We start from the raw sequence: 23,908 nt of genomic DNA, 5'->3' as shown, positions 1-23,908 counted from the left end.
AACCTTGTCGGTCACGGGCTTTGATAAAATCGTTTATTTTACACGTCAGCCAATGACCACCATCCCGGTGAGGGTGGTAGTGGTAATAATAGTGGTAATTTGGCTGTGTTGAATTTTCATACTCAATAACATGCCTGATTAATATTTAGCTGTCAACCGTTTATTTTGAAAACTAATTACACATTTTGAATAAAAACTACAAACAAACAACTGAGTCTTTAAATAAGCAGGTTCGGTTGCGTCCGCCCGATTTCGCCTCATATAATGCAGCATCGGCATTACCGATCAAATCCTCATATCGACGGGTTCTCGGCTCGAATTCCCCGACACCGACACTGACCGACGCCCTTATTTCAACCCCTTGATATTTCATCACATTAAGACGTATCGCCTGGCGAATCCTTTCGGCAACATCTGCCGCGCCGGTAATATTGGTTTCCGGCAGGATAATGGCAAATTCTTCGCCGCCATAGCGGCCAAAAAAGTCACAGCTACGCAGTAACGGCCTGATGGTCTTCGCCACTTCAACCAAAACCATATCGCCACAAAGGTGGCCATGAATGTCATTTAATTTCTTAAAATGATCTAAATCAAACATAATAAGGGATAGATCATGTTGATAGCGGCGCGCACGATCAAACTCCTTGGATAAACATTCTTCCCAATGTTTACGGTTATATACCTGGGTCAGGCCATCAATGCGATTGGCCTGCTCCAGATCTGCCAGGGTCTTTTGCAGCATGCTCTGGTAGTGACAGACATCGGTGGCATCCTCAACCAGGATACAGATATGCTGAATCACCCCGTCAGGGGCCAGGGGTAAAAAGGTACAGTTTTGCGCCATAAAATGGCTGTCGGTGGTAATAGGCCGGGTATGGGGCAATTCAAATAAATGATGTCTTTGCTCCCACGAACAAAAGGATGGAGTGTTTAACTGCACTACGCCGGTCACTTTACGTTCAAACCAGCGACGCGGTAACTCTTTGAATACCTCAAAAACAGAGCGCCCGATAACCTCAGCGGCTCTTTGGTTGGCATGCACTTCCAGGAAGCGGTTCCAAAAGACAATATTCAAGTCTAAATCCAGGATCAAGACCCCGGTATTTAACTGATTATTTATGGTCGAATGAAAGGTTTCCATCGACATAGTTTCCTTCCTTAGTAATCTGCCAATATCCTGTCGATAACCGCTTTAATGTTGGTGATGGCAGACTCGGGGATGAGTAGAATCATATCGCAGTTAAAAGAATAGTCCGTTACCTGATAGGTAATTTTCACCTTTAACGCCATATCGCAATTAAAGGATAATTGCTGCAAATAAACGGCAAGCGCATCCTGGCCACTGGAAAGTAAGCGCGGGGCATTATAAGACATCTGATTATCAATTTGCAGGGCAAAAACATTCAAAAAGGTGGTGGTTAAAATGGAGCTTAAATCAATAAGCTGCTCTTCTACCGATAACTCATCCGGTTCATAACCCAGGATATTGCCAATACAATCGGAATCTTTATGTTGATAGACCAGCAAGGCTTCACCCCGGATACCTTCATAACCCAAAAAACCCTGGCTGACCACAGCCACAGATTGTTGCTCCTGATTCAGGCTATTAGACAAACTGGTGGTGCTCACCTGTTCGATACTCGGCACCCGTAAATGGACAAAAGTATCCAGATATCGGGCCAGTTGATCGCTTGCTTGCCCCATGGCAACATTGATCAGCTCCTGAAGGCAATCCTGTTGATCTTCATTTAAATTAAATGCAGTCATAGAAACCCATGCACTTGCAATTCATCCATTAAGACTTCGGCTTCAACAGGTTTACGCAAAAATGCCGTAGCACCTAATTCAAGCACTTTCGCCTGCATCGCCGGCTGAACATCGGCAGAAATTACAAACACCGAGCAAGTTATGCCTTCTTCTTTGATTTTTTGCAACACCCCCAAACCGTCGAGTTCCGGCATGGTCAAATCAAGAAATAACACATCAACCGCCTGCTTGCGCAAAACTTCAAGTGCTTCAATACCATTTTTAGCCGTTTGTACCTCTACCGGCCAGTGAGACGGCAAACTGCGAACCACCTGCTTCCTCGCCATATTGGAATCATCGCAAATTAATACAGATGACGTCATAACATTTTGAACCTTTTGTTATTTTAATGGCGATAATTTACCCTAAAAAGAGGCGTTTGTTAATCACCAAACCTATAAATTGTAAATTAACTGTAAACATTACCATGACCCCGCTAAACGAGATGCTAACAGCTTATTTGACTAAGAATTTCGGGGCTGTGAACTTGGACAACCCCTGCGTCAGGTGATCAGTACGGGATTTCCGTCAATAAATGGAATACACCGAAAGAGAAAAGAGTTGAGGCTAAATATAAACAGATCAGTTTCAGGTTATAACCGGTTATCTTCATAATCTATCCCTCTTGTTGTCCCAACAGCCACTGAGCAATGTTCAGCCACAAGCCGGAACTCTTATTTAACAGACAACTTCCCTGCTAAAAAAATGAAAAATAAACAGATAGTTTAAAGCTTGGTTTTATTTATTTTTAAGATCAGCCCTTTGCATCTTATTAATAGTGCATAGCGCGATATTAATCAAACCGGGGAAAAGAAAATAAACGGCAAGTGGCCGTTATAAAGCTAACAATCAAATGGTTAAACAACAGCAATTATTTCCAGTTCAACTTCCTTTGATTGCTTTTCAACCATTGTTTGGCCAAAGCATATTGAGGATAAAAGCCGGCAACTAACTGCCAAAAAGCCGGAGAGTGATTGAGATATTGCAGGTGGCAAAGCTCGTGTACGATCACATAATCTATGACCCAGTCGGGCGCCATCATCAACAGGCTGTTAAAACTCAGCTCTGCCCGACTGTTGCAACTGCCCCAACGGGCCTTATATTGACGGATCTTATAAGACTTATAACTCAGGCCGGTTGTCTGGGACCAGTATTCAAGTCTGGCAGGGATATAATCCTTCGCCTGCTGTTTAAACCAAAGTTCGAGCTGTTTTTTAACGGTCAAAGATACTTGCTCATGACCAGAAGCAAGTTTAGTTGCCGGTAAGGCAAGCTCTATTACCTGCTCAAGCTCCCGCACCCGGGCTTTACCGCCCGCAGCGGGGCCAAGCGCCGACAAGTCACGAATAGCCAGCCTTTTCAGAGTACCGCGGATCCAGATTTCGCTGTCCTGGCAAAACAGACTGACTTCATTTTCAAGCAGCAATTGCTGTTCGGCTACCTTAGCTTTGAGCCAGGCGGACTTTGCCTGCACCAGGGCGGCTATTTGTTCTGTATTAACAAACCGGGGGGCACGCACAAAGACTTGCCCTTTTTTCACCTGTAAGCCTAAAGTTTTACGCTTATCGCTGCGGATCAGCTGATACTCTATGGTCAAATCACTACTACTGCCATATTAATCTACCCGCCAATAACACTGATACCGCCTTAACTTGCTTCACTGAGCTTGGCTTCCTTTTCAGCCTTGCCCGCCTTAGTGCTTTTCGCCGCCTTAGCCGGTTTCTTTTCCCCTTTACTTTCAGCCTTTTTTTCCACGGCTTTTAGCGCCGGTTCAGCTTTCGCTTTGACCGGTTCAGGTTTGGCTTTTTTCGCCTGCAGGGCAATTAACACATCTTCCCTGTGCTTGGCAAAATAAATACTTAACTCTTCGGTTGCCTGCTCAGTTAATTCAACCGGTGCATGAGATAACATTTCAGCCAGGCTATCCGCCATATCCAGCATCTTGTCATATTCATCTGCTGATTTTTTGTCCATAAATGTTTCTACCTCCACACCCTGTCGAATTACGACAAATCGGCTTTCAACTGCCATGATTTCCCCTCATTAATCCATTGTTGGTTATCAGCGCGCTGATAAAACATATTAACATTATTTGTTATCCATGTGCCGATAAAACACACTAACTTTGCTCAAAACTCAAACTACAGATTTATTGTACAAAAGATTACTGTATAAAACAACAGTAACCTGCAGTAATCTTTGTCCGTGCCCTAAAAACAAAGACGGCAGCGCTTGAGCAGGCTGCCGTCTTACTGAGACTGGTTTAGAAGCAAATCAGCTTATTGCAGGTACTGATCAAACAGTTGCACCGTGACTTGCTCGCCGGCAGCTACCCTGCCCTGCTCCCGGGGCAGCACAATGTAGCAGTTGGCGCGGGCCAGGCTGGATAAAATGCCCGAGCCTTGCGCCCCGGTGGAAGTGACAATATTTTCTCCCGCCTCGTTCACCGATAACACCCCGCGTTGCAAATCCATCCGCCCCGGTGATTTACGTAAATCCGTTGCCGTTGTCGCCGTTATCGAAATGCGCTTGGCCGCTTCGGCATTTTGCAGTTTCAACAATCCGGGGATCGCCAGCTGATGTGCCGTCACCAATGCCGATACCGGGTTGCCCGGCAAGCCGAAAAAGATGCTGTTGCTTAACTGGCCAAAGGCAAAAGGTTTACCCGGTTTAATAGCGATTTTCCAAAAATCTATCTGTCCCAGCTCATCCAGTACATCTTTGGTGTAATCCGCTTCTCCGACGGAAACGCCGCCGGAAGAGATCACCGCATCCGCCTGCTGATCGGCTTTAACAAAAGCCGCTTTGATCAACTGGTAGTTGTCTTCTATGATGCCAAAGTCGATAACATTGACATGAAGCTTTTTCAGCATAGCGGCCAGCACATAACTGTTGCTCTCATATATGTCACCCGGCGTTAATTCTTGCCCCGGGGATTTTAATTCATCTCCGGTAGCGATCAGGGCAACATTGAGCTGACGATAAACCTTTACGGCGTTAAGGCCAAGGGAAGCGAGCACGCCGATATCGATCGCCGTCAACCTGTGCCCCGCACTTAACACCTTCTGCCCGGCTTTAATGTCTTCGCCGGCATTACGTACGTGATCACCCGGCTTTCTGGGCTTGAGAAATTCAATGCCCGCCTCGGTCACTTCAACGTTTTCCTGCATTTCCACGGTATCGCAGTCTGCCGGCATTTTAGCGCCGGTCATAATACGGATACATTGCCCGGGCAGGCACTTGCCTTCAAAGGGAGCGCCGGCAAAAGATTTGCCCGCCAGAGTCAGGACCCGGCCGTCTTTGAGACTGTCGGCGGCAAAGGCATAACCGTCCATCGCCGAATTGTCGTGGGGCGGTACATTTAACGGGCTCAATACATCTTGCGCCAGCACATAATGCAGGGCATCGCCAATGGCTAATTCCCGGGTTTCAGTTATCGGGGTGATGCTGCTGAGCATCTTTTCCAGGGCGGTTTCAAACGGCAGTAATCCGGGGGCTGAACAACAATCACTCATTAGGTTAACTCATCAATTTTTTATGCCTGAATAATATCATCTAAATTAGCAAATTTGTAACGGGTCATCTAATGACGCAGATCAAACTTTTCCCGGTAAAGCCGACGGAGTTTGCTAACACTAGTGCCAATTGTCGCAATTAATTGTAAGATAGTCCTATATCTAAGCTATCTAATTGCACTAAGCTAAAGAAGCTAGTATAGAAAAGCATATATTTTAATCGCCGAGCTGAAACGGCTAATTCAAAACCTAAGATTAACGCTTTGTTTTGAAATGTTGTTTTAAGCCGTGGCTGTCATGTTGCCCCTGATGTCATAACAAGGGCTCAGGCAGCCACCAGGGTTAACAAGGAAACGCGTTAGCCTCCCGACATTTGGAAAGGTGACATGTTAACAGACAATTTCGGCCGCCGGTTTTATTACCTGCGCCTCTCAATTACCGACGTTTGCAACTTTCGCTGCAACTACTGCCTGCCGGACGGTTACCAGTGCGACGGCAATCGCGACTTTTTATCCCTGGATGAAATACAGCGTCTGACCCATGCCTTTGCACAACTGGGCACGGAAAAAATCCGCATTACCGGCGGAGAGCCCGGGCTGCGCAAAGACTTGCCTGAGATAATCGCGACCTGTAAACAAACCCCGGGCATCAAAAAAGTGGCCATCACCAGCAATGGTTTTAAGCTGCCACAGCACTTGCCCCAATGGCTGGATGCCGGTATCGACAGCATCAATATCAGTATCGACAGTTTAGATCCGAGACAATTCCATGCCATTACCGGGCACGATAAGCTCAAAACCATTTTACAAGGTATCGATATGGCGCTGGCAGACGGCCGCCCGGATATCAAAGTTAATACCGTGTTGATGCGCGAATATAACGGTTATGATATTCAAACCTACCTTGACTGGTTAAAAGACACCCCGGTGACCCTGCGTTTTATCGAGCTGATGCAAACCGGCGATAACCAGGAATTTTTTGATGCCCAGCACGTCAAAGGTTCGCGCATCAAACAAAACCTGATCCTCGACGGCTGGCAGCCGGTGATCCGCGATAAGTCCGCCGGTCCGGCACAGGAATTTTTCCACCCGGACTACCAGGGGAAAATCGGCCTGATCATGCCCTACAGCAAAGATTTCTGTAACAGCTGCAACCGCCTGCGGGTGAGTTCCAGCGGAAAACTGCATTTATGTTTATTCGGCGATCAGGGGCTGTCGCTGCGGGAGCAACTGCAACAGGACGATCTGACGCCGTTAAAAGCGCGAATATTGTCCCTGCTCGATGATAAAAAAGCCTCGCATTTCCTGCACGATAAACTGACCGGCGCCACCAAGCACCTGGCCATGCTGGGAGGCTAAGGCGTGAAAGCAAGTTTAACCGACAGCGGCTGTTTAGGCGTGGTGCTCGCCGGCGGCCTGTCTTCCCGTATGGGAGAAAACAAAGCCAAGTTGATGCGCGGCGGTATCGACATGCTCAGCTTTAGTAAGCAATTACTGACCGATGTCGGCATCAAAGACATCGTCGTCAGCGGCAACGACTACCAGGTGCCGGATATCATTGCCAATGGCGGACCGGTTGCCGGAATTTACAGCGTATTGCAACATTACCGCCCCGCAGCGATTTTAGCCCTGCCGGTTGATTTACCCCTGATGACAGCCTCGGCACTGAGTCAGCTGAAAATCAAAGGAGAACTCAGCCAAAAGGCCTGTTTTTTCCAGGGACACAATATTCCGCTGTACCTGCCCAATAACGGCTATGTCGAACTGTTTATGTCGCAGGCTTTCGCGAAAAACACACCGCTGGCTCCCGGAGAAAATCCTCAGGGGAAAAAAAGCGGTCCTTCGTTTAAAGCCTTATTAAATCAGGTCCCCCACACCAGTGTGGTCCCTGACAAAATATCTCACTTATTTAACACTAATACCCCGGAACAATGGCAGCAAGCCAAAGCCAGGTTCAAATAATTACGGAGTTCCTATGTCTAGTCATGGTGGCAAAACCTTTATTCCCTTAAACATTGCAGTTTTAACCGTATCCGATACCCGGGACGAGTCCAACGATACTTCCGGCCAGGCGCTGGTGGACAAGCTGACCACAGCCGGACATAAGCTGGCGGAAAAGGCGATAGTCAAAGATGATGTCTATCAGCTCAGGGCGATCGTCTCCAAATGGATCGCCAGCGATGATGTCCAGGTGGTCATTTCCACCGGCGGTACCGGCTTTACCTCAAGGGATAATACCCCGGAAGCGCTGATGCCTTTATTCGACAAGGCGGCAGAAGGTTTTGGTGAAGTGTTCCGCCACGTATCCTTGGAAGAAATCGGCACGTCAACCATACAGTCACGCGCCTTTGGCGGCATCGCCAACAGCACTGTGGTTTTATGCGTGCCGGGCTCAACCAATGCCTGTAAAACCGCCTGGGACAAGGTGATCAAAGAACAGCTTGATGCCAGTCACCGTCCCTGCAACTTTGTACCGCACCTGAAATTTACCGACACTGAGCAATGTGAGAGCCGGGGCTAAGATATGAGTAATTCACCGGATAGCGTACAACTGAGTCATGTCAATCAAAAAGGTGAAGCCAATATGGTGGATGTCACCGAAAAAGCCATGACTTCCAGAACCGCGGTTGCCCAGGGTTACATTTCCATGACGCCCCAGACTCTGGCGCTGATCACCACAGGCGAGCACAAAAAAGGCGATGTTTTTGCCGTTGCCCGCATTGCCGGTATCCAGGCGGCGAAAAAGTGCAGCGATCTTATTCCTTTATGCCATCCGCTAATGTTGAGTAAGGTCCAGGTTGACTTTGAAGCCGACTCCGACAATAGCCGGGTAAAAGTCACCGCATTATGCCGGTTAACCGGACAAACCGGAGTGGAAATGGAAGCCCTGACCGCGGTTTCCGTTGCCTGTTTAACCCTGTTTGATATGTGTAAGGCTGCCGATCCCGCCATGGAAATTCACGGTATCAAGGTATTATCCAAAGAAGGGGGCAAAACCGGTTTATGGCAGACCCCAACCATGAGCAATGACAATCCATAAAGGTGAAATATGATCAAAGTTGTTTTTTTTGCCGCCCTGCGCGAGCAACTCAATTGCGCCGAACTTGAACTTAGCGCCGGCGAAAACACCGACAGCATAGCCAAAGTTAAACAGTTGCTGGTTGAGCAAAATCCACAGTGGCAGGATACCTTCAGCAATGCGTCGCTATTAAGCGCCGTCAATCATGAAATGGTGGATGGCTCTCACCCGGTAAAAGCAGGGGACGAAGTGGCCTTTTTCCCGCCGGTCACCGGCGGATAACTAAAGGTGAGCAAAAGGATCACAAGATGAGTATCAGCATCCAAACCCAAGACTTTAACCTCGCCGACGAGGTAGCTTACCTGGAACAGGACAATGCCGGCAACGGCGCCGTGGTTACCTTTACCGGCCGGGTCCGGGATAACAACTTAGGACTCAAAGTCTCCGGCTTGTACCTGGAGCATTATCCGGGTATGACCGAAAAATCGCTGGAAAAAATCCTGGAAACCGCTAACTCGCGCTGGGATATCGGCCGGATCCGGGTGATCCACAGAATAGGCCAGCTTAACCTCGGCGAACAAATTGTCTTTGTCGGTGTCACCAGCAAACATCGCCAGGATGCCTTTGCCGCCGCGGAATTCATCATGGACTACCTCAAGGTGCAAGCCCCGTTCTGGAAAAAAGAACTCACCGAAGCAGGTGAAAAGTGGCTCGACGCCCGCCACAGTGATACGGCTAAAGCGCAGCAGTGGGATTAATAGCATTATTATGAGCGTGTTAAGCAATAACGAACAACTCAGATACAGCCGTCAGATCATGTTAAATCAGATCGGCGAAGCAGGACAACAGGCGCTGCGCAACGCCAAGGTGCTGATTGTCGGCATGGGCGGCCTGGGCAACCCCACCGCCCTTTATCTGGCCTCGGCAGGTGTCGGTAACCTGTACCTTGCCGACGGAGACAACGTAGAAATCAGCAACCTGCCCCGGCAGATACTGTTTAGCGAAAACGATCTGCAAAACAATAAAGCCGATGTTGCCAGCGAAAAACTGCAACAGCAAAATCCGGAAATCAATATCGAAGTCATTGATGAAATGCTTGATGCTGAATTGGGGCCTTATTACCTGGATCTGGTGGATGTAGTCATAGATTGCTCCGACAACATCGCCACCCGATACTTGATGAACCAACTGTGCCTGGAGCACAAAGTGCCGCTGATTGTCGGCGCCGCCACCGGCTTTGACGGCCAGCACCTGCTGGTGGATCCGAGAAATCCCGACAGTGCCTGTTACCAGTGCCTGTTTCCCGCCAGTGAAAAAGCCCCGGTCAACAACTGCCAAAGCATAGGTATTCTCGGTCCGGTACTGGCGATTATTGCCGGTATGCAATCGTTAACCGCCATTAAGCTGCTCACCGCCAATAAGGTGGCGGTAAACCAACTCAGCCTGTTCGACGGCTTGTCCAACCAATGGCGGCAATTTACCTTGAATAAACAGGCGACATGCCCCGCCTGCGGCCGGGCTGCCAGCAAGTAAAGCCAGGAAAAAAATAGCGAACGCCGGATAAGTTTAAGCCCTCGGATAGAGGGCTTTTTTTGCTATAACAAATGAGGAAATTTTTTGTTGTACTGGAAAAGTTATTTAAATAAACCGGTATTGCGATCCGTCATGGCTTCTCGCCAGCCGCCAAGCCACTCCGATTTGGCGTTGGTATTTTGATATGGACAATTTTCTTTGTTTCTACCTAAGAGGCCTGCCTGGTAACCATTTGAAAATGCTCTGCCTAAACGATCTCTTTTTTGTCTTCTCATAGATAACACTCCATAACTCATTGATAATATATTATTAATTAGATACTTAGCGGTCTATGCTGAAATTCAGCCGACGAGTTATTTAAGAACAATTGCCCGGACAATGCAACCAGAAAAATCGTGAGAAAATGTCAACAAAAGTTGCATTTTGTAATTAAGGAAAGGCTGTTTATGACCTTAATATGACATTAATGTGATAAAACAAGTTATTAGCAAAAAGCTCATATAAAAAGATGTTATCCCGCACCTGATGTTTATAACAAAAGAATTTAAAAAATCCGCAGCCGGGTATTCGGCTGGCGAGAGAATAAACAGGGCAAAAGAAATTCATCGAATTTTTATCTGATCATGCAAAAAGAGATTGAAAAAGCAAAAGAAATGAACTAAATATTCGAGCGGAACCATAAATTTATTTTTTTTGAGTTTGAGCCTAATGAATACGACGGAAATTAATCAAGACAGCTTCAAAAGCAACCGTAAATTTTACGACGACAGAAATTATCCCAGGGGCATGAGCCGCTCGGGGGACTATACCTTAGCCGAGGTACAGCTCTTAGAACAATATGGCGTTGCCCTGAGCGAATTATCTTCAGGTAAAAGAGCTCCCATCAACGAGCAGGAGCAACACTTTGTTGAAGTATGCGAAGGTAAAGCAGAGCCGGAGCACAAAATTGAAAAAACCTGGCTGAAATACCAGAATAAAGTATTAACCCCGAAGCAATTCCATACCTTATTCGGTAAAGCCAAAATTGCCAGCGATAGCATGGCAAGCGAAGCGGTAGATCTCGACGACGAGTAAGCCGTCTAAGCACCTTGCACAAGCCACAGCCGTTACCCCCGAAGTAATGGCTGTAACATGCCTTCCAAGCCGTTTAATTTGATTTCATAAACCAGCGCCAGCTGCTGACCCAATTTCCCTTCAGGAAAACCATTGGCGTTAAACCACACCAGGTAGGGCTCGGGCAACTGCAATAATTTACGCCCGGCATATTTACCAAAAGGCATCACCTGGTTAATGGCCTCCACCATTAATCGCTCATTTTCTATCATATTATTTTCTTAAACTTTTCATAGCATTATTATTTATTTACCCCTTCCCGGATAACATAAGCACCGGCTTTGTTGCAGTTTTTTAACGGCTGACATAAAAGTGTCACAGCTTGTGCATACACTAGCCTCAAAAATAGCTTAGCCATCAGCTTAGCCAGCTCCCGGTTTTGGGTCTGGGCCGTCAAGCAGGCAGGAAAACAGGAATCCAAACATGTCTATCATACGCAAACGCAGCGCATCCCACAAAGCGTATATCCCAGCCAACGCCAGAGATAATCAGTATATCATTGCCGAGTTTCCGTTAACGGATGAACTTATCGGCAAATTTTCCCCGCAGTCGAGATCAGAGCAACAACCGCCCTATCTGCATTGCTACCAGGCACTGTCCGAACACTTCTTTAAACTCAGCGATGAATTTGAAATCACCAACAGTTTATTTATTGCCAATGACAAACTCGCCCGGGTCCGTTATAGCCAGGAAATGCATCAATGGCAAACCAACCAGCAGATATTGTTTTATTACAACCCCAGCTACCATGAATTACAAAAGTCATTTTTCGACCCGCATGTCCGGGCGAAAAAAGTCACCTTGCTATTCCTGTCAACCGGTGAAGATATCCGCTACAACGCCGCCCGCTTCCATGCCAGGATTTGTCTGCTGCTGGACAGGTTAAAACATGAATTAGCCGTAGAAAACCTGCACTTTCGCCTCAGGGATCATCAGCATTTAACCTATGATCTCAATGCCAGGAAAAAAGCGGTGATCAACAGCCAGGCGCACAAGTTACGGCCTATCCCCGAACGTTATGCCAGCCAGAACGTTGCCATCGATAAAAATATCTCCGCCATGACCTATGCCGTGGTCAATATTCCGGTCAGCAATAACCTGCTTAAGCTGGCCGAAATAGACCATCATTCCATGGATCCCTACAATCCTTTATATACGCTGATCGCCGATACGTTTACCCGGGTAACCAAGCAATATAATTTAAATAACGGCGCCCTGATAGCCAACGGCCTGGTACCCATAGTACGACAAAGTGAAGAGGAAGCCTTCAGACGTAGCGGCGAATTACAGATACTGGGAGTCAACCCGGAATCTCCGCCGTTTGGCATAGTGTGTAAATGGGATGCGCGGGAGTTGGTGGACAATATCCAGCTGGTTTTTATTGCCACGAAAAACGATCAGGGGGATTATGGCTATGGCCGCTTCCTCAACCAAATAGAGCTGGCGGTACGGCTGATGGCGTTCGAGCTGGCGTTATCGCCGGAAAAAGATGAAGTGATAGTACGCTTTCACCAGCATATTGCCTATAACCTCTAGCTGCCAGAGCAACAAGCCCCGGTTGACTGCCCGAATATCCCGATAAAGGCAGCCTTTCGGGTCGCCGTAAACTTGGCTGACTAGTCGTTTTTCAGCGCCGCCGGACGTTTTTGCAACTTACGCTGCAGGGTTCTGCGGTGCATGGATAACTGCCTGGCAGTGGCGGAAATATTGCCGTTATTAAACTTTAATGCCTGCTGGATATGCTGCCACTCCGCCTGCTCTGCCGACAATACATCTTCGGCTTGCGGGATTTCTGCCGGGATTTTTTTATCGTTGAGCGCCGCCAGCAAAGTAGAAGTATCCGCCGGCTTGGTCAGGTAGTCATCCGCTCCCAGCTTAATGGCATCCACCGCGGTGGCGATACTGGCAAAACCGGTTAACAGGATAATACGGCTGTTGGGACGTATTTTTCGCAGCGGCGTAATCAACTGCAAGCCGCTTTCATGCTCCAGCTTCATATCCAGCAAAATATAATCCGGCAGATAGCGATGGCAGGCAAGCAAGGCATCATTGGCATTGCTGGCGTGCCAGCAGCTAAAATCATACTTCTCTAACCGGCGTTTAACGGTATTGGCGAAAACTTCATCGTCTTCAATTATTAATAACTTCATCCCTTCACTCACTTCCTTACTATCTACTTTTACATTATGTCGAATAAGCACCAGGGTGTGCTAACGGCAGACTCAAGGTAACCAGGGCGCCGCCGTCAATATGATTGGTTAACTCCAGCTTGGCTCCCAGCCTTTCCAGGCTGGCATGACTGAGAAAAACCGCCATACCCAGCCCCTGCTCACTGGAGACCGGCTCGACCCCCAGCTCTGCCAGTTTCGACAAGGTAAAACCGGCGCCAAAATCACGGATAGAAAACTGCCATAGCCCTTTTTGATAAAGGCTTTTCAGCTCTATGGTATCGCTGTTATTGGCCTTGGTGGCCCTTACGCCGTTATTGACTAAATTCAGGATCGCCGGCAACAGGGTAACATCGGCAATCACCGCCGCCTGCTCCGGACTTGGCTGATCCTTGTCGGCAATTTCCCCGGCGCTTTGCTCACAGATGAGCACAGAATGGATATCCGGGTAATTGATGCCGATATGCTGCTGGATCTCTTCAATAATATCCTGACAACTCATCTGCTGGGTGGTTTGCTCTTTTAAATCCAGCGCCAGCTGACGAAATTCCTGCAGGTTCTTCTGACATCGTTTTAACTGCTGCTGCATCTCGCTCACGGCTTTATCTTCGGGGTAGTCTTCACTGAGTTCATCCGCCAGCAACTGCACCGTGGCAATGGGGGTTGCCAGCTGATGGGTCACCTGCGCCGAGGCGACCCCGAGAGAAATGATTTTTTCCTGCTTTAACTGCTCTTCGCGAAAAGCCGCTATCGCCAGCTCTCTTTTATTAATGGCCCGCGCCATATTGCCGACCACAAACGCCACCACTATGCTGGAGAATAAAAAGTTGATCCACATGGCAATAAAATGCCCCTGCATATTGCCGTGCATCATATTCATCGGCAGCAACCACAGCAGTACGCTGTAAGATAAAATGGCCGCCAAGGTAGTACTCACCAACATCACAGGGGTTAAGGTAACCGCCGCGATAGCGATGGGGATCAACAACAAAGACACAAAAGCATTGGTAGCACCGCCGCTGAAATATAGCAGCAAGGATAAAAACAGGATGTCGGCAAAAATCTGCGCAAACACCGCATACTGGCCCGCAACCTTGTCTTTGCGGTAGCAAAAATAACTGACCAGGGTAAAAACAATTTCCAGGGCGACAATGCTGAATAAGGGCAAAAGCTGTAGCTGATAATGCAAGCCCAAATAAACAAATAAGATCAACAATACCTGGATCACTATGGCGGCAACACGCAGCTCAATAATGGTATGTAATTGACTTTTTCTTTTTAAAAACAAGCGAAATCCCCTGTTAATCCTTAACCTGCAGGCAAAAGCGGCCATATCATCACCGCTGAAATAAACTTGCCCTATTTTACGCTTTTTTACCTCAAAGCCAAAAACAAATAGACATCTAAACGTCCATTTACTATATTAATCACCATAAACATAGACTAGCGCAATAAACTGATACGAAAACCGGTCAGTTAGCCCAAGAGAATTTATTAACAAGGGAATTATTTTGACTAAAGCATTACAGCAAGCAACATTAGCCGGTGGCTGTTTCTGGTGTATCGAAGCCGCTTATAACAGCCTTGTCGGTATAAAAAGTGCCGTTTCCGGCTATATGGGAGGTGAGACTCAGGATCCCACCTATGAAAAAGTATGTAAGGGCAACACCGGCCATGCCGAGGTGGTGCAGCTGAGCTTTGATCCAACCCTGATCAGCTACCGGGAAATTTTGGAGATCTTCTTTGCCCTGCACAATCCCACTCAGCTCAACCGCCAGGGTAATGATGTCGGCAGCCAGTACCGCTCGGCGATCTTTTTCCACGACGAAAAACAAAAGCAACTTGCCGCCGATATCATCAAGGAAATCACCCGGGACGAAGTTTGGCCGGACCCGGTAGTCACCCAGTTGGAGCCGTTAAACACCTTTTACAGCGGCGAAGCATATCACCAGGATTATTTTCGCAACAACCCTGAAAACCAGTATTGCCAGGCGGTGGTTTCTCCGAAGCTGGCCAAGTTTAAGCAGACCTTTGCTGCGAAGTTAAAGTAACTTGAGTTATAAGACGGACACTTCCTCACAGTAGCCGATGATCCGCCTATATCCAGGGCATCTAACATTAGTCCCTTCCTTTAGAAGGCAAAAAGCCGGTAATAATATACCGGCTTTTTCTTTACCCAAAGCAAATACGTTCAGGTTAATACATTAAGGTATATAACTTACGGCGATAGGTATTCACCAGAGGATCCCCGTCCGGCAATGCCTTAAGCACATCCAGCAATAAATCTTTGCTGGCAACATCCGAGCGATCTTTTTGCGCCAGTGAAAACAACAAGGCTAAAGCATCTTCATGGCGGTTTACCTGGCTGTATTGCGCCGCCAGCTTATGCTGTAACTCTACATTGCCGGGGTCTTGAGTAACTTCCTGCTCCAGCGCCTGTAATTCAGGAGAGTTGGCCGCCTGTGCCGCCAGTTCAAGTTTGGCTTTTAACGACTGATAATAGCTGTCCTGATCCACCATCTTGATGGTCGCCAACAACTGCTCTGCTTCTGCCGTTTTGCCGGTTTGAATATAAACATCAATCAGGGTCAGTTTGATATCCGCCCTTTCGCTATCGAGCTGATGTGCTTTGGCAATAGCAGCAAACGCTTCACTGGGATTATCATCCGCCAATGCCTGGCGCGCCTGGGCCAGTAAAGTGTCTTGCTCTTTCGGCAAGTGTTTCGCTAAAAACTCATCTATGGCTTCATCGCCTTGCGGACCGCTCAGGCCATCAATTGGCTGGCCGTCTTTAACCAGTACAGCCGTAGGCAAGCCCTGAATGCCAAACTGCATCGCCACCTGCTGCTGCGCCTGGCAATCAACTGATGCCAATAACACATGCTCACCTGCAGCAGACAGTTTAGCGGCAAGCTTATCTTTTAGTTCGATACTCTCCGGGACTTGCTCGGCCCAGAAAGCCACCAGGATCAATTTATTTTTAGACTCTTCAACGATGACTTGTTGAAAGTTATCCAGGGTCATTTCGACCATATTTTGGGGCAAAGAGTTTGAGATCACAGAGGGTTCCAATATCGGTTAACTTAACTTGTTATTTGGGGGCAAAACCGCTACTTACAAGAGCAATCACCAACTTATCCCCCAAAGCCGGTAAAATCAGCACAGAAGCTGAAACTTCTGTGCTTGATCAAAAAGGTAACTTATTGCACCGCTTTTAACAATTCACGGGCAATGATCACTTTCTGGATTTCACTGGTGCCTTCATATATCGAAGTAATACGTACATCTCGGGCATAACGCTCCAGCGGATATTCTTTAATATAACCGGCCCCCCCCATCATTTGCAGCGCGTCATAACAGGCCAGGTTTGCTTTTTCAGAAGCAAATAACTTGGCCATAGAGGCGGCCTGGGAAAATGCCAGCCCCTGTTCTTTATTACACGCCGCCTGCATCAGCAATAAGCGTGCAGCTTCCAGGTCGGTATAACGATCCGCCAGTTTCCATTGCAGCCCCTGGAAGTTGGCCAATACTTGACCAAATTGCTGGCGCTCGGTCATGTACTGACGGGCATAATCCATCGCTGCCAGGCCGACACCCAAGGCTAACGAACCTATACCGATGCGGCCACCGGCCAACTCGCCTACGGCAATAGCAAAACCTTTGTTTTCTTGCCCTAACATGGCGCTTGCCGGCACACGGCAATTTTCAAAGTACACTTCATTGGTAGGTGAAGCCTTTTGCCCCATTTTGTCTTCGCTTTTACCGATCACCATACCTTGGGTACCGGCTTCAACGATAAAGCAGGATATACCTTTGCCCTTGCCTGCTTCCGGGTCGGTTACCGCCCACACCACAAAAACCCCGGCAAAGGTGCCACTGGTGATAAAAATTTTACTGCCGTTGATCACATAATCATCACCGTCTTTTACCGCCGTGGTTTTCATACCGGCAGGGTCCGATCCGGCAACCGCTTCCGTTAGGCAGAAACCACCGGCCTTGTATTCACCCGAGCAAATTTTTGGCAAATATTTCTGCTTTTGCTCTTTATCGCCTACCGCCTGGATCACTTCCGCCACCATGTTGGTTACCGAAGTGGTTACCGCCGTAGAGGCACAGGCCCGGGCAAGTTCGGTGATCGCTAAACTAAAGGCAACACTGCCGGCTTCAACACCACCATATTCACTGCTGATGTTTAATCCCATAAATCCCAATTCGGCTAACTTGGCTAAGTTTTCCTGAAAAAGCTGCTGGTCATTATCTGCATCCAGATCGGCAGCAACCGGCGCCAGTTCGCTGTCAGCAAACTTACGCGCCATATCTTGTATCATGACTTGTTCTTCACTAAGGGAGAGATCCATAATTAAACCCTGTATATTCTTATCATCTTCTTAAATTACGCATAAGATACACTTTTTCACTGATTATGCTACTTCCTGAAAACATCGAATAAATGTTAGGGCATGACTTTGTACACAGAAAGTGACAAACTAGGTATTTAAGTTAGCAGATACCGAATTTCTTAAATACGCAAAGGACTATAACCAGGGTAGGAAAATGTCTATTTCGTTTGCCAATAAACTCAAGCTGGTCAGAACCGCGATCGGTAAAAATCAGCAATTTTTTGCCGATATACTCGATATTCCCATTAGTCAATACCTGGCCTACGAAACCGGGGAAAGAGAAGTTTGCGCCAAGGAATTAAAAGCGATTTGCTCTCACCCGGATTGTATACGTTACACTCTGTGGGTAATGACAGATCAAACCAATGCCTTAGCCGGGCAGATAGCCCCAGGAGACCCTTCACCGTTAAAATTAGCCGAACAGGAAGACAATAAGGATAGTTTTGATTATCAGTTTATTGAGGCCACTGAAGAAGCACTGCAACTGTTTTGTCAGTTGGACTGGTTTACTCCCAACACCAAAACAGCAAATTTTAACGATTGCGCCCGATTATTGTTAAAAGATGTAAAAGGGGTAGTAGAGTTACATTATCAGGTCAAAGAAAGCGAGACAACTTGCTCCCTTCCTAATCATAAATCATAGGAATAATTAAACTCAAAAAAGAGCAAGCTAACGCCGTTTATTCTCTGAAACAACTTAACTTGCAAGGTTTTCTCTAGCGAAAGGAACGCGGATTAAACTCAGCCGAGGGTTCAGATTTACCGTATTGAAATCTCTCTCTTATCGACTCTTTTTGGACTTTTTGATAATAAGTTTTAGCCTTTTCCAATTGTGGTTTAAGTTGCTGATATTGATCGATACCATTGCTATTACTCAAACTATCACCTATCGCTAAAACTATTTTTTCTGCTTCAGTCAACTTTTTATTGCCATCCCTCACAGGACCAGCATTAAAAATCAGGTTTTCCAGTCTGCGATGCATTAACAGCAAAGCAATGGCGATAAACATTAACAAATATATGAAATCCATTTTACTTTCTCCTTCGTATTTAGTCGCCTTATTTCAGCACAGCACTATCAGCAAAACGCCTAGCTATTGCTTGCTTATTCTTCATATTGATGATGGCACTAATAATCATCAAAGAAACGATACTCAACCTCACAATATTAATAGTCGGAGTATATAAGTCCCATAACCACCAATGTGTTCGGTTACCACTTTCAATAATATCAATATGCATCGCCAGAAAGAAAAATACATTTATTATCAATAAGTACATGACAACAGATGCCACCCGACTATGCGGAATCCTAAATAGCAAATGTATTATAATAATCGCGATAATACTTAACGAATCAAATTGGACCCAACGTAAATAAAAATCAGTACCACTATAGGTATCCATATCAATAAAGATTGAAAAGGTTTCAGCGGTAATGATTATATTTAACAATAATATACCGGAAACAATAAAAACTGACTTTTGTTCACGCCAGTTTTTAGCGAGCAGTAAAAATGCCGCAAGAAACAGGAAAATTTTCACAAAATCAAAAATTCCTAATAGATAGGCATTCTCAGGTGAATACAACATAATTATTATTCACCCGGCGGCATAATTATTGTAATATGACTGGTAATTACCCCACAAGATCGCTTGTTCGGCGGAATATAAACCCCTCCACTAGTACCAGCAGAAACAAATTTCAACAAAGACAACTCAACGGTTTTATTTAATAATTTTTTATTGTTTTTCATAGATTAATTCCCTCTATATCCAGTTTATAAATTAAAACGTCAGAGATTGTTAGCTCTACTCATTTTGCTAATTTACCTAGCGCTAAATTAATACAGGATTTTTATATATCGCAGAACCCCGACACAGGAGCTTGATAAAGAAAAGTCGACAAGTTTGCCGCAACTGATAAATTTTACTTATTGCCCTTCTAGCAAGGTAGAAGCCAAAGCAAAAATAAGAGTGAGCTTTCCTTAACGTCGATCAACAAAAGTCCATTTAGCATCTTCATATTTACACGACTTTAACAAAGCCGTCAACCATTATTTCTTATAAAAAGCTTAATAGTTTGTTCATTTTTCCATAACATTCAAACAAATAACAGCAATTTTTAGCCAGATAACACAAAACGCGCCAGGGCGCGTTTTGTGTTAATGATTTAACTTAGAGTTAATCTAGCAGCAGAATTTATTAATGTTATGCTTTCAGCTGCTATTACATTTTTTAAAAGTTAAGCAAGCACAAACCATAACAAACCCGCCCCCAGTAATAAACGGTAGATAACAAAAGGCATCATGCCCAATTTATCCACCAGGATCAGAAAATAATGGATACAGGCATAGGCACTGATAAACGAGAGCACACTGCCAAGTATCATCGGCTGCCAGTCTACCCCTTCACCTGACGTCAGCAGCTTCATGGTTAAATAACCGCCCGCCATGGCAATCCCGGGAATGGATAATAAAAAAGAAAAACGCGCGGCATTGGTGCGGCTTAATCCCAACATCAAGCCTATGGTCATGGTAATACCGGAGCGGGAAGTGCCGGGGATCAAGGCCAGTGCCTGGGAAAAACCTATCAGCATTGCCCCTTTAAAACCCAGTTTTTCCAAACTGACATTTTGTTTCGCCTTAATATCGGCAAAACCAAGCAAGGCACCGAATAAAAGTGTGGTAGCGGCAATCACTAAGGCCGAACGTGAATACTCTTCAATAAAATCTTTACCGAAATAGCCGGTCAAGCCCAAAGGAATGCTGGCAAACAGGATCCACCAGGCCAGTTTTCCGTCAAAATTGCCATCATTGCCGTCAACCGTGACTTTACCCCTGGCTAAAGTCCCTACCCAGGCAACCAGCATGCTGCCGACTTCCTTGCGAAAATAGAGCATAACCGCCAATAAGGTACCGACATGCACCGCAACATCATAAGCCAGCCCCTGATCCGCCCAGCCCAAAAGCTGGGAGGGTAAAATTAAATGCGCCGAGCTGGAGATAGGTAAGAATTCCGTTAATCCCTGGATCAAGGCTAAAATGAAAATTTCTATGGTACTCATATTCAGGTTAATACCTATTGTTATCGCTAATGGTCATTAGCTTTTATTGTCAATAAAGTCGTTTAAGGTTTGCTGATGGCACTCGCTTCAGCTTCGTTTTTCTTCAGCGCTTTCAAATAAAGGCAGCCTGCGCCTTACCAGTTAAGCGATACTTTCTGCAATTTTTGGCTGGATTTATCGTAAGCGCGCCATAACTCCCGGTAGCTTCGTTTTACAACCGGGTGGATCAAGTCTCCGGCAATTTCCGCAAGCGGCCATAATACAAAAGCATTGTGACAAATTTCATGACGTGGGATTTGTGCCGGCTGTTCGAGAATCAAGTCATCAAAAAGCAGCAAGTCTAAATCTAAGGTACGCGGGCTATATTTCTTGGCATCCGGGGTACGGCCATTGGCATATTCGATTTCCCGTAAACAGGCGGCCACAGCTTCAACACTTTCATCGGTTTGCAGGCCGATCACCATATTATAAAAAGCGCTGCCGGCAAAACCAACCGCCTCGCTTTCAAACAGCGACGACAGGGTTAATTGGCCATAATGCTCGGCCAGCGCCGTTAATCCCTGTTTAACATGAAACTCACGGTCAACATTGGTGCCCAGTGAAATATATACCTGTGCCATTAACTGCGACTGCCTCTTTCGATTTCTACACCAACAGTCGCGGCATTAAATACCGCCCCTGGCTTGCCGATTTTTAACTTCAGCCAGGGAATGCTGTGACTTATCATTAAATATTCGGCTATACGCTCTGCCAAAGTTTCAATCAGATCAACCGGGTTGCTATTGGCAAAGGTTTCTATCTCCTGGGATATTTGCGCATAATCCAGGGTTTTTGCCAGTTCGTCATTTTCTGCGGCGGCAGCGGTATGCCAACCCATTTGCAGGTCGATGACCAGCTTCTGCTTGATCTCTTTTTCCCACTGATAAAAACCAATAGTGGTCTGAATAGTTAAGCCTTCTATATATACCTTATCCATACATTGTTCCCTAGTTGAAATATCAGTGAAAAAACGCCCCGTTTTTTTGCCGACTTTTTGCTCACCTTTTATTGAGAGAGCAAGCAGAAAAGAGCGCCAGGAAAAGCAGCAAAAAAATTATTTTGCGAGTTTACCTGTGCAGGTCTGGAAAAACTACCTTAGTAAGCGATACAATGCTAAATCAGTTAATAATTGTGTGATTATTAGGCATTTAAAAGGACATCGGCTTATCACTCCTCTTTTGATAACTTTGGCTATGACAGTTGTTGCCTATTTGATTGGTTCGATTTCCTCTGCCATTTTAATCTGCAAACTACTGGGTTTGCCGGATCCCCGCACCCAGGGCTCACATAATCCAGGTGCCACCAATGTGCTGCGCATCAGTAATAAACTCACCGCCGCCACCGTTTTACTGCTTGATATCCTAAAAGGCACCATTCCTGTTTGGGCCGCCTATTTTCTTGGTATCGACCCGATATTTCTCGGGGTGATCGCCGTTGCCGCCTGTTTAGGGCATATGTACCCGGTATTTTTTCAGTTTAAGGGTGGAAAAGCGGTTGCTACCGCCTTTGGGGTATTGCTGCCGATAGGACTGGACTTAGGCGGCTTGCTGATATTAACCTGGCTGCTGGTGGCTAAAACCACGCGATATTCCAGCCTGGCGGCAATCGTGACGGTATCGCTGGCGCCGGTATATACCTGGTTATTAAAACCTGTTTATGTCACACCGGTGATCATGCTTTCCCTGCTGATCATCTTTCGCCATAAAGACAATATTGTCCGTTTACTTAAAGGGGAAGAAAGTAAGATCTCCTTCAACAAATCTCCCCCAAAATAAGTTCGCTTAAATTGGAGCTTAGATAGGATCCAGGGTATCCAGCGGCCAGCGCGGCGTTGCCTTAAAGGTCAAATCCGCCGATACCCCGGATTTTAGCCGCTGCATACCGGCATAAGCGATCATCGCGCCGTTATCGGTACAAAATTCCGGTCTGGGGTAATAAACACCGCCGCCGAGTTTCTTGGTGACTTCTTCAAGTTTTGCGCGAATCGCTTTATTGGCACTCACGCCACCGGCCACCACCAAACGGTTTAAGCCACATTGCTCCAGGGCCCGGCGACATTTTATCGCCAGGGTAGCCACTACCGCATCCTGAAAAGCCCAGGCAACATCGGCCTTGGTTTGCTCATCCATCACTTCTTTATGAATACAGTTGGCGGCAGAGGTTTTTAAACCGCTAAAGCTAAAATCAAGCCCCGGCCGGTCAGTCATAGGACGCGGAAATTTAAAACGCCCCGGCGTGCCCGCTTCCGCCATTTTTGACAATACCGGTCCGCCCGGGTAATCAAGCCCCAGTAACTTAGCCGTTTTATCAAAGGCTTCACCCGCGGCATCATCCACAGACTCCCCCAGTAACTCATAATGGCCGATACCGTCCACCCTGACCAGCTGGGTATGGCCGCCGGAGATCAATAAAGCAACAAAAGGAAATTCCGGAACATCGTCCTCGAGCATAGGCGCCAGTAAATGCCCTTCCATATGGTGTACAGGTACAGCGGGCAAGTCCCAGCCATAAGCCAGGCTGCGCCCGATAGAGCAGCCCACCAATAAGGCGCCCACCAAGCCGGGGCCGGCAGTATAGGCAACACCGTCTAAATCTTCTGGTTTAAGGTTCGCCTCAGCCATGACTTCCTCAATTAGAGGAATGGTTTTACGCACATGATCTCTTGATGCCAGCTCGGGGACTACTCCGCCGTAATCGGCATGAACGGCAATTTGACTATATAAACGATGCGCCATAATGCCCTGCTCATCATCATAAATGGCAATGCCGGTTTCATCACAAGAGGTTTCTATCCCCAAAATTCGCATAGACTATGACTCCAAAAAATTAACGACGGGATTTTACTCTCTCTTGAAGTAATTAACCAGCTTTAAGGCGATTTATAACTTTACATCGGGCAAACACGGGATTAGAATATGTCACCCATTTTTAATAGAGGCGGTGGTAATTCAACCAGTCAGGTTTTTTTATTCACCCATTTATATAGATACATTTAAGGTAGATAGGCAACATGCCAGTAATTAAAGTAAGAGAAAACGAACCATTTGACGTTGCATTACGTCGTTTCAAGCGCTCATGTGAAAAAGCAGGTATCCTTTCAGAAGTTCGTCGTCGCGAATCTTATGAAAAGCCGACTTGGGAACGTAAGCGTAAAAAAGCTGCTGCTGTTAAGCGCGCTGCTAAAAAGCTTTCTCGTGAGAACGCACGTCGCGTTCGCATGTACTAAGAATCCCTTAGTACTTACTGAGA

At 46.5% G+C, this 23,908-nt stretch carries 32 protein-coding genes and 1 riboswitch; of the genes, 13 read left to right on the top strand and 19 right to left on the bottom strand.

Annotated elements, in window-relative coordinates; translation table 11 throughout:
• Nucleotides 1-196 precede the first annotated feature (196 nt).
• From SG35_RS04250 to moeA, 6 genes are all read right to left on the bottom strand, one after another.
• Nucleotides 197-1,147 (bottom strand): GGDEF domain-containing protein, encoded by a 951-nt coding sequence (locus SG35_RS04250; RefSeq protein ID WP_044831881.1) that lies wholly within the window; start codon nucleotides 1,145-1,147, stop codon nucleotides 197-199.
• Nucleotides 1,148-1,158: 11 nt separating this feature from the next.
• Nucleotides 1,159-1,767, bottom strand: a complete 609-nt coding sequence (locus SG35_RS04245; protein ID WP_044831882.1) for a chemotaxis protein — start codon at nucleotides 1,765-1,767, stop codon at nucleotides 1,159-1,161.
• Nucleotides 1,764-2,129 (bottom strand): response regulator, encoded by a 366-nt coding sequence (locus tag SG35_RS04240; RefSeq protein ID WP_044831883.1) that lies wholly within the window; start codon nucleotides 2,127-2,129, stop codon nucleotides 1,764-1,766. Before SG35_RS04240 ends, SG35_RS04245 begins: the two co-directional genes overlap by 4 nt.
• Nucleotides 2,130-2,677: 548 nt before the next feature.
• Nucleotides 2,678-3,403: a M48 family metallopeptidase gene (locus SG35_RS04235; RefSeq protein ID WP_053042902.1), complete on the bottom strand. Its 726-nt coding sequence runs from the start codon at nucleotides 3,401-3,403 to the stop codon at nucleotides 2,678-2,680.
• Nucleotides 3,404-3,453: 50 nt separating this feature from the next.
• Complete coding sequence (locus SG35_RS04230; protein ID WP_044831884.1) at nucleotides 3,454-3,837, bottom strand: YebG family protein; 384 nt, start codon at nucleotides 3,835-3,837, stop codon at nucleotides 3,454-3,456.
• A 248-nt stretch (nucleotides 3,838-4,085) separates the two neighbouring features.
• Complete coding sequence (moeA, locus tag SG35_RS04225; protein ID WP_044831885.1) at nucleotides 4,086-5,321, bottom strand: molybdopterin molybdotransferase MoeA; 1,236 nt, start codon at nucleotides 5,319-5,321, stop codon at nucleotides 4,086-4,088.
• Nucleotides 5,322-5,530: 209 nt separating this feature from the next.
• Nucleotides 5,531-5,721: riboswitch (molybdenum cofactor riboswitch) on the top strand.
• Between moeA and moaA the strand changes: the two genes are divergently transcribed.
• The 7 genes from moaA to SG35_RS04190 all read left to right on the top strand — a co-directional run bounded on the left by moaA (nucleotide 5,708) and on the right by SG35_RS04190 (nucleotide 9,872).
• On the top strand, nucleotides 5,708-6,679 hold the full coding sequence (moaA, locus tag SG35_RS04220) for a GTP 3',8-cyclase MoaA (protein WP_044831886.1): 972 nt from the start codon (nucleotides 5,708-5,710) through the stop codon (nucleotides 6,677-6,679). (Overlaps the previous riboswitch by 14 nt.)
• 3 nt (nucleotides 6,680-6,682) lie before the next feature.
• Nucleotides 6,683-7,282, top strand: a complete 600-nt coding sequence (mobA, locus tag SG35_RS04215) for a molybdenum cofactor guanylyltransferase (RefSeq protein WP_236702546.1) — start codon at nucleotides 6,683-6,685, stop codon at nucleotides 7,280-7,282.
• Nucleotides 7,283-7,295: 13 nt separating this feature from the next.
• Complete coding sequence (moaB, locus tag SG35_RS04210; RefSeq protein WP_044831887.1) at nucleotides 7,296-7,841, top strand: molybdenum cofactor biosynthesis protein B; 546 nt, start codon at nucleotides 7,296-7,298, stop codon at nucleotides 7,839-7,841.
• Between the two features lie 3 nt (nucleotides 7,842-7,844).
• Nucleotides 7,845-8,360: a cyclic pyranopterin monophosphate synthase MoaC gene (gene moaC, locus SG35_RS04205; protein ID WP_044831888.1), complete on the top strand. Its 516-nt coding sequence runs from the start codon at nucleotides 7,845-7,847 to the stop codon at nucleotides 8,358-8,360.
• Between the two features lie 9 nt (nucleotides 8,361-8,369).
• Complete coding sequence (gene moaD / locus SG35_RS04200) at nucleotides 8,370-8,621, top strand: molybdopterin converting factor subunit 1 (protein WP_044831889.1); 252 nt, start codon at nucleotides 8,370-8,372, stop codon at nucleotides 8,619-8,621.
• A gap of 26 nt (nucleotides 8,622-8,647) precedes the next feature.
• A complete protein-coding gene (gene moaE / locus SG35_RS04195) occupies nucleotides 8,648-9,097 on the top strand; it encodes a molybdopterin synthase catalytic subunit MoaE (RefSeq protein ID WP_044831890.1) in 450 nt (149 codons plus the stop codon).
• A gap of 10 nt (nucleotides 9,098-9,107) precedes the next feature.
• Complete coding sequence (locus tag SG35_RS04190; RefSeq protein ID WP_044831891.1) at nucleotides 9,108-9,872, top strand: HesA/MoeB/ThiF family protein; 765 nt, start codon at nucleotides 9,108-9,110, stop codon at nucleotides 9,870-9,872.
• 101 nt (nucleotides 9,873-9,973) lie between these two features.
• On the opposite strand, the gene rmf is transcribed toward SG35_RS04190, so the two are convergent.
• Entirely contained in the window at nucleotides 9,974-10,147 is a 174-nt protein-coding gene (gene rmf / locus SG35_RS04185; RefSeq protein WP_044831892.1) for a ribosome modulation factor, read from the bottom strand.
• A gap of 433 nt (nucleotides 10,148-10,580) precedes the next feature.
• On the opposite strand from rmf, the gene SG35_RS04180 reads away from it, so the two are divergent.
• On the top strand, nucleotides 10,581-10,946 hold the full coding sequence (locus SG35_RS04180) for a MaoP family protein (protein WP_044831893.1): 366 nt from the start codon (nucleotides 10,581-10,583) through the stop codon (nucleotides 10,944-10,946).
• Nucleotides 10,947-10,978: 32 nt separating this feature from the next.
• Here SG35_RS04180 and SG35_RS04175 read toward each other — a convergent pair whose 3' ends face one another.
• Complete coding sequence (locus SG35_RS04175; RefSeq protein WP_044831894.1) at nucleotides 10,979-11,197, bottom strand: DUF3820 family protein; 219 nt, start codon at nucleotides 11,195-11,197, stop codon at nucleotides 10,979-10,981.
• Nucleotides 11,198-11,408: 211 nt separating this feature from the next.
• Here SG35_RS04175 and SG35_RS04170 point away from each other — a divergent pair, with 211 nt between their 5' ends.
• On the top strand, nucleotides 11,409-12,521 hold the full coding sequence (locus SG35_RS04170) for a DUF3083 family protein (RefSeq protein WP_044831896.1): 1,113 nt from the start codon (nucleotides 11,409-11,411) through the stop codon (nucleotides 12,519-12,521).
• Nucleotides 12,522-12,601: 80 nt separating this feature from the next.
• Here SG35_RS04170 and SG35_RS04165 read toward each other — a convergent pair whose 3' ends face one another.
• Together SG35_RS04165 and SG35_RS04160 are read right to left on the bottom strand one after the other, a co-directional pair.
• Nucleotides 12,602-13,135 (bottom strand): response regulator transcription factor, encoded by a 534-nt coding sequence (locus SG35_RS04165; RefSeq protein WP_044831897.1) that lies wholly within the window; start codon nucleotides 13,133-13,135, stop codon nucleotides 12,602-12,604.
• A 34-nt stretch (nucleotides 13,136-13,169) separates the two neighbouring features.
• Complete coding sequence (locus SG35_RS04160; protein WP_044831969.1) at nucleotides 13,170-14,441, bottom strand: ATP-binding protein; 1,272 nt, start codon at nucleotides 14,439-14,441, stop codon at nucleotides 13,170-13,172.
• A gap of 223 nt (nucleotides 14,442-14,664) precedes the next feature.
• On the opposite strand from SG35_RS04160, the gene msrA reads away from it, so the two are divergent.
• Entirely contained in the window at nucleotides 14,665-15,204 is a 540-nt protein-coding gene (gene msrA, locus SG35_RS04155) for a peptide-methionine (S)-S-oxide reductase MsrA (RefSeq protein WP_044831898.1), read from the top strand.
• Nucleotides 15,205-15,349: 145 nt separating this feature from the next.
• On the opposite strand, the gene SG35_RS04150 is transcribed toward msrA, so the two are convergent.
• Both SG35_RS04150 and SG35_RS04145 read right to left on the bottom strand, forming a co-directional pair.
• Nucleotides 15,350-16,213: a tetratricopeptide repeat protein gene (locus SG35_RS04150; protein WP_236702547.1), complete on the bottom strand. Its 864-nt coding sequence runs from the start codon at nucleotides 16,211-16,213 to the stop codon at nucleotides 15,350-15,352.
• Nucleotides 16,214-16,353: 140 nt separating this feature from the next.
• A complete protein-coding gene (locus SG35_RS04145) occupies nucleotides 16,354-17,511 on the bottom strand; it encodes an acyl-CoA dehydrogenase family protein (protein WP_044831899.1) in 1,158 nt (385 codons plus the stop codon).
• 196 nt (nucleotides 17,512-17,707) lie between these two features.
• Between SG35_RS04145 and SG35_RS04140 the strand changes: the two genes are divergently transcribed.
• Nucleotides 17,708-18,196: a helix-turn-helix transcriptional regulator gene (locus SG35_RS04140; protein WP_053042904.1), complete on the top strand. Its 489-nt coding sequence runs from the start codon at nucleotides 17,708-17,710 to the stop codon at nucleotides 18,194-18,196.
• 73 nt (nucleotides 18,197-18,269) lie between these two features.
• Here the strand turns inward: SG35_RS04140 and SG35_RS04135 are convergent, their stop codons facing one another.
• The 6 genes from SG35_RS04135 to folB all read right to left on the bottom strand — a co-directional run bounded on the left by SG35_RS04135 (nucleotide 18,270) and on the right by folB (nucleotide 21,596).
• Complete coding sequence (locus SG35_RS04135; RefSeq protein WP_044831900.1) at nucleotides 18,270-18,584, bottom strand: hypothetical protein; 315 nt, start codon at nucleotides 18,582-18,584, stop codon at nucleotides 18,270-18,272.
• 28 nt (nucleotides 18,585-18,612) lie between these two features.
• The gene (locus SG35_RS04130; RefSeq protein ID WP_044831901.1) at nucleotides 18,613-19,146 is read right to left on the bottom strand and encodes a hypothetical protein; all 534 of its coding nucleotides are present in this window, start codon (nucleotides 19,144-19,146) and stop codon (nucleotides 18,613-18,615) included.
• Nucleotides 19,147-19,151: 5 nt separating this feature from the next.
• The gene (locus tag SG35_RS04125) at nucleotides 19,152-19,310 is read right to left on the bottom strand and encodes a hypothetical protein (protein ID WP_160298250.1); all 159 of its coding nucleotides are present in this window, start codon (nucleotides 19,308-19,310) and stop codon (nucleotides 19,152-19,154) included.
• 488 nt (nucleotides 19,311-19,798) lie between these two features.
• Complete coding sequence (locus SG35_RS04120) at nucleotides 19,799-20,620, bottom strand: undecaprenyl-diphosphate phosphatase (protein WP_044831902.1); 822 nt, start codon at nucleotides 20,618-20,620, stop codon at nucleotides 19,799-19,801.
• 134 nt (nucleotides 20,621-20,754) lie between these two features.
• Nucleotides 20,755-21,240: a 2-amino-4-hydroxy-6-hydroxymethyldihydropteridine diphosphokinase gene (folK, locus tag SG35_RS04115; protein ID WP_044831903.1), complete on the bottom strand. Its 486-nt coding sequence runs from the start codon at nucleotides 21,238-21,240 to the stop codon at nucleotides 20,755-20,757.
• Nucleotides 21,240-21,596, bottom strand: a complete 357-nt coding sequence (gene folB / locus SG35_RS04110) for a dihydroneopterin aldolase (protein WP_044831904.1) — start codon at nucleotides 21,594-21,596, stop codon at nucleotides 21,240-21,242. The genes folK and folB overlap by 1 nt, the downstream gene beginning before the upstream one ends.
• Nucleotides 21,597-21,837: 241 nt before the next feature.
• On the opposite strand from folB, the gene plsY reads away from it, so the two are divergent.
• Nucleotides 21,838-22,434 carry a glycerol-3-phosphate 1-O-acyltransferase PlsY gene (gene plsY / locus SG35_RS04105; protein ID WP_201777768.1) on the top strand — a complete coding sequence of 199 codons (597 nt, stop codon included), beginning with the start codon at nucleotides 21,838-21,840 and terminating at the stop codon, nucleotides 22,432-22,434.
• A gap of 18 nt (nucleotides 22,435-22,452) precedes the next feature.
• On the opposite strand, the gene tsaD is transcribed toward plsY, so the two are convergent.
• A complete protein-coding gene (tsaD, locus tag SG35_RS04100) occupies nucleotides 22,453-23,466 on the bottom strand; it encodes a tRNA (adenosine(37)-N6)-threonylcarbamoyltransferase complex transferase subunit TsaD (RefSeq protein ID WP_044831905.1) in 1,014 nt (337 codons plus the stop codon).
• A gap of 203 nt (nucleotides 23,467-23,669) precedes the next feature.
• Between tsaD and rpsU the strand changes: the two genes are divergently transcribed.
• Nucleotides 23,670-23,885, top strand: a complete 216-nt coding sequence (rpsU, locus tag SG35_RS04095; protein ID WP_074500846.1) for a 30S ribosomal protein S21 — start codon at nucleotides 23,670-23,672, stop codon at nucleotides 23,883-23,885.
• Nucleotides 23,886-23,908: the final 23 nt, after the last annotated feature.

The sequence above is a fragment of the Thalassomonas actiniarum genome, assembly GCF_000948975.2.
GTDB lineage: Bacteria > Pseudomonadota > Gammaproteobacteria > Enterobacterales > Alteromonadaceae > Thalassomonas > Thalassomonas actiniarum.
This window is presented reverse-complemented; position numbering and strand designations above follow the sequence as displayed.